This window comes from Microcoleus sp. Pol10D4 (genome assembly GCF_036701555.1).
In the GTDB taxonomy this organism is placed as follows: Bacteria; Cyanobacteriota; Cyanobacteriia; order Cyanobacteriales; family Microcoleaceae; genus Microcoleus.
In genome coordinates this window covers 1-3,980 of sequence record NZ_JAUBRA010000148.1, presented here as the reverse complement: position 1 = coordinate 3,980, position 3,980 = coordinate 1, and the positions used below count along the sequence as shown (strand labels likewise).

At 44.6% G+C, this 3,980-nt stretch carries 4 protein-coding genes; 1 reads left to right on the top strand and 3 read right to left on the bottom strand.

What is annotated here, in order from left to right; genetic code table 11:
- Positions 1-52: 52 nt before the first annotated feature.
- From QUA36_RS30900 to QUA36_RS30890, 3 genes are all read right to left on the bottom strand, one after another.
- The gene (locus tag QUA36_RS30900; RefSeq protein WP_333460127.1) at positions 53-340 is read right to left on the bottom strand and encodes a hypothetical protein; all 288 of its coding nucleotides are present in this window, start codon (positions 338-340) and stop codon (positions 53-55) included.
- Positions 341-460: 120 nt separating this feature from the next.
- On the bottom strand, positions 461-646 hold the full coding sequence (locus QUA36_RS30895; protein WP_333460126.1) for a hypothetical protein: 186 nt from the start codon (positions 644-646) through the stop codon (positions 461-463).
- Positions 647-816: 170 nt separating this feature from the next.
- Positions 817-1,701, bottom strand: coding sequence for a 4-hydroxybenzoate solanesyltransferase (locus QUA36_RS30890; RefSeq protein WP_333460125.1), 885 nt, complete (start codon positions 1,699-1,701; stop codon positions 817-819).
- Positions 1,702-1,911: 210 nt separating this feature from the next.
- On the opposite strand from QUA36_RS30890, the gene QUA36_RS30885 reads away from it, so the two are divergent.
- A complete protein-coding gene (locus QUA36_RS30885; protein WP_333168245.1) occupies positions 1,912-3,528 on the top strand; it encodes a Ppx/GppA phosphatase family protein in 1,617 nt (538 codons plus the stop codon).
- Positions 3,529-3,980: the final 452 nt, after the last annotated feature.

Below are 3,980 nucleotides of genomic sequence, written 5' to 3'. Positions count from 1 at the left end.
TTTTAAATCACCCTAACCTTCCTTCAGTCTTGTCTTATGGTACTCTGGCTGCTTAAAAACTGTCCGGAGTATTGTTATCAGCTACCACATGATTGTTAGTCAAAATAGCATAAGTTTGTCCTTGACGCTGAATAATTACGCCGGAACCGGACACAGAATCAGATAAAATTCTGACAGTGACAAGATTGGCAATTTCTGAAACTTGCTGATTAACTGATTCGGAAATAGCAGGAGATGCTGCTGAAAATTGTTCTGGTGTTTCTCGCGCTAAACCGTTCAATATGCCAGTTAGTAGCAGTGAGATTGCTAATATTTGCCACAGCCTGTAGGGACACTCCAAGAGCCCATAGGTGTCAACTTATGGTAAAACCCATAGTCCGGCAAGGGTTGAAACCCCGGCCTCAAAGCTAAAGTCCTCGCTATGAGGACTGAAGAACTCATTAGTCCTCTTAAGAGGACTTTAGCTATTAGACAGGGAATTCATTCCCTGGCGGACTAGCGGGGGGGCGGGAGGACTTGGCGGGCTTTCAGGCTTAAGTTGACACCAATGGGCATTGCCGTGTCCCGACACTTCATAAACTTGGAATACGCTGTATTTTTGATTGTTCCAGTAAAGTGTGAAAGCACGCTCATAATTATACCTCATTCGCTGACATTAACAGTTTGATATACTGATATAATTATTACACTAACTGCCTCGACACAAACTACTAATCGCCTTTAGCCAAAGTAGAATAATCTAGAAAAAGCAATCAAATTAGTAGAGGACAAAATTTTCGGGTGCGAAGAAATCATCCTCCACTCACCCAGGCTGGATTAAAAAATTTCCCCAACAATCATCCCCGCCAATATGACAAACCCCACCCAAACATTTTGGCGAAAGATTTGACCGTAAACAAGCTTAGGAATATCCGCATTCCGCAGTTGACTGTACTGCAAAAACCACAAAATCGCCGCCGCACTAATTGCCATCCAAAAACCAATGTGCAAGTGCAGATTAATTCCCATTGCTGCTAACAAACCGACAGTACCAACAAAGAAAAAACCCACAGCATTAGCGGCATTATCCCCGAAAAATATCGCGCTGGAATTCACGCCCAAACGCAAATCATCTTCCCGATCGCTCATCGCATAAACTGTATCAAATCCCATCGTCCAAAACACGACTGCACCCCACAGCAGCCAAGTCGCTAATTCTAATCCGTCAACGGCCGCACTCCAACTAATTAAAACTGCAAAACCCCAAGCGATTGATAACACTAATTGCGGCACTGGAAAAAATCGTTTTGCTAGCGGATAGCAGATAATTACTGGTACGGCGGCGACACACAACCAGAAGCTTAAAGGATTGAGATAAAAAGCGAGAATTGCCGCACAAGCAAAGGAAATTAATGCAACTCCTATTCCAGTTTGCACGGTGAGGGCGCGGGATGCTAGGGGGCGCGATCGCGTTCTTTCTACTTCGGGATCGATATCGCGATCCCACAAGTCGTTGATGACGCATCCAGCCGCACTCGTGGCTAAGGTACCCAACACAATCACGCCCACTAATGCTGCGGGCGGCCTCCCGTCTGCTGCTAAAAAGACGGCCCAGAGGGCTGGAATCATTAAAATTAGCCTTCCTGCTGGTTTGTCCCATCTCAAAAGCCTCACGACGGTTAGCAATGTGGATTCGGGTTGGCGATCGGGCTCTTTAAGCATTTCTATTCTAGATTTGAGATTTTTAACTCTAGATTTTATCAAATTTTAGGCACAATCACTTACTATCTCTGCTGGCGAGCATACTTCTATCGGAATTTAAAAGAGGTGAAAGTCTTGCCCAGTCAGCAGTTCCCGATTTTTGCTAATTTAATAGAATGCCTAACTGGATTCGTGAAATAATCATAAATATCTGTCAACCCCGATACTCCAATGGTTAATTCACTTGCTTCTGCGGAGTCAAATCGCATTATTGCTGCTATTGATATGGGTACTAACTCGTTTCATATGGTGGTGGCGCGCATCGATCCGAAATTACCCGCGTTTACGATTATTGCTAGAGAAAAAGATACGGTTCGGTTAGGCGATTGTGAGGTTAAGACAGGGTGCTTGAAGTCTGAGGTTATGGAAAGGGCGATCGCCACTCTGGGCCGCTTTCTTGATCTTGCTAAAACTTTCAATGCTGAACAAATTATCGCGGTGGCTACGAGTGCTGTTCGGGAAGCTCCTAACGGGCGAGATTTTCTCAAACAAGTTGCTAAAGAATTAGACCTGAATGTTAGTTTAATTTCCGGTCAAGAAGAAGCGCGGAGAATTTATCTCGGCGTTCTTTCGGGGATGGAGTTTAACAATGAGTCCCAGGTGATTATTGATATTGGGGGCGGTTCTACCGAGTTGATTTTAGGAGACAGTTCTGAGTCTCTCTGTCTCACCAGTACAAAAATTGGTGCTGTTCGCTTAACAGGACAATTTGTCAAAACTGACCCGATTAGCAGGGAGGAGTTTGCTTATTTGCAAGCTTATATTCGGATTTCGCTCGAAAGACCGATCGACGAATTGCGCTCTCACTTCAATGCTGGCGAACCTTTGCGTTTGATTGGCACTGCTGGAACCATTGAAACTCTGGCTGCAATTAACGCTCGCGAAAAGTTTGGAACAGTGCCGAGTCCCCTCGCCGGATATCAGTTAAGTTTAAAAGATTTACGCGATTTAGTCAATCGTTTTCGGAAACTTTCTTACTCGGAAAGGCTGGCAATTCCGGGAATGTCCGATAAGCGGGCCGAAATTATTCTGGCAGGCGCTTTGATTTTACAGGAAGCTATGATACTATTAGGAATTGAATCGCTCACTGTTTGCGATCGGTCTCTGAGAGAAGGCGTAATTGTTGACTGGATGCTGGCGCACGGTTTAATTGAAAACCGCTTGCGCTATCAAGGTTCAATCCGCCAGCGCAGCATTCTGCACATGGCTAACAAATATCAAGTCAATTTAGAACAAAGCGAAAGAACCGCAGCATTTACTCTCAACTTCTTCGACCAAACTCAAGGAATTCTACACAACTGGGGAACCGAAGAACGCGAGTTGCTGTGGGCTGCCGCAATTCTGCACAACTGCGGTTTGTACGTCAGTCATTCAGCGCACCACAAGCATTCTTACTATTTAATTCGCAACGGTGAGTTATTAGGATACACTGAAACAGAGATTGAAGTAATTGCTAATTTGGCTCGCTATCACCGAAAGAATCCTCCTAAAAAGAAGCACGAAAACTTTATAGCTCTCCCGAAAAAATACCGGGAATTCGTCAGTAAATTGCATCCTTTTTTGCGGTTAGCTGTGGCTTTAGATAGGCGGCAGATTGGCGCAATTTCGGATTTTAAATGCGAATACCGCCCGGAAGTTAGAGAGTTTCACTTGCGGCTACAACCGCTCAATCCCGAAGACGATTGCGCTCTGGAGCTCTGGAGTTTGGATTATAAAAAGCCGTCGTTTGAAGATGAGTACAATCTCAAATTAGTCGCAACTTTGGAACCGACTCTGGTTCCGGTTTAAATACAAAGCCGAGCCTGGAAACGAGGAACTGTAGGGTGCGCGCGCACCCTACAGTTTCAACTTAATCCCAAGTCTAGTACCAATATTGTGTTTGAATCCACAGTCCTCCCGATCGCCTTAGCCTGCCTTCTGAAGGCAGGGGGAATTAATTTTAAATAGGATAAATCAAGGCGATTATGACAATTTGCTGACGCCATATGAAAGATTTAAGTAGTGTCTCATATCATGTCCGGTCGAGTGATCGCGATTTTTGTAGGGTTCCCCTCACCAACAATACCTGCCAATAATTGACAATCTCAAAAACCAGCCCCGACCGGGATATTATGGTTAATCGATCGGACATGATATTATAGCAATCCTAAGTGATTTTCTCGCTCTGTAAAATCTGAAAGTCTTGCTATACAAGAAGTCTAGGAAGACAAGAGGGCGTTGTGTTGTGAGACTCAGATCGG

Excerpts from the sequence above, each read along its gene's own strand:
- QUA36_RS30895 (WP_333460126.1), bottom strand. The coding sequence starts at position 646 with ATGAGGTATAATTATGAGCGTGCTTTCACACTTTACTGGAACAATCAA.
- QUA36_RS30890 (WP_333460125.1), bottom strand. The coding sequence starts at position 1,701 with ATGCTTAAAGAGCCCGATCGCCAACCCGAATCCACATTGCTAACCGTC.
- QUA36_RS30885 (WP_333168245.1), top strand. The coding sequence starts at position 1,912 with ATGGTTAATTCACTTGCTTCTGCGGAGTCAAATCGCATTATTGCTGCT.